Annotated in this window: 1 pseudogene; it reads left to right on the plus strand. The window is 58.1% G+C overall.

The window, feature by feature from the left end:
- Nucleotides 1-603 (plus strand): annotated as a pseudogene (locus MOV76_RS39310) (IS630 family transposase); the annotation flags it as partial.
- Nucleotides 604-726: the final 123 nt, after the last annotated feature.

The raw sequence follows: 726 nt of genomic DNA on the forward strand, positions 1-726 counted from the left end.
AGACCGCACACGCACTGGAGCAGGACCGACCGGACGTCCTGAAGCGCCGGCGCGCCTGGTTCGATGGTCAATTGGACCTCGATCCGGAGAAACTGATCTTCATCGACGAAACCGGCCTCTCGACCAAGATGTCACGTCTGCGCGGACGTGCATTGCGAGGTGAGCGTTTGCCGTGCCGGCGTGCCGCACGGCCATTGGAAAACAACGACTTTCACCGGTGCGTTGCGCCTCAGCGGAATGACCGCCCCATTCGTCTACGATGGCGCGATGAACGGCAACGTCTTCCTTGCGTATGTCGAACAGGTGCTGGTGCCGCCCCTGGAGATCGGCGACGTCGTCATTATGGATAACCTGCCTGCACACAAGATAGCCGGTGTCCGCGATGCCATCGAACGTGCCGGCGCCAAGCTCATGTTCCTGCCGCCCTATAGTCCGGACTTCAATCCAATCGAGAACGCATTCTCGAAGCTGAAAGCCATGTTGCGAGGCCGAGCCGAGCGAAAGATCGATGCTCTATGGGATGCGGTCGGGGCCTTGATACCGCGCTTCACTGCGGCAGAATGCGCAAACTACCTTAAGGCCGCTGGATATGACCCAGATTGAGCAGGATTTGCTCTAGCGGTGCAAGTGATGCCATCACGACACCGTCTGTCGGCTTTGTCTGATCGGCGACATTAGGTTTGTTTGGCAGTTTCCTGTGGTGGTTCGGAGTAACTTTCTGAAACC

Origin of the sequence: Rhizobium sp. PRIMUS64, from assembly GCF_023006465.1 — a bacterium.
In the GTDB taxonomy this organism is placed as follows: domain Bacteria; phylum Pseudomonadota; class Alphaproteobacteria; order Rhizobiales; family Rhizobiaceae; genus Rhizobium; species Rhizobium leguminosarum.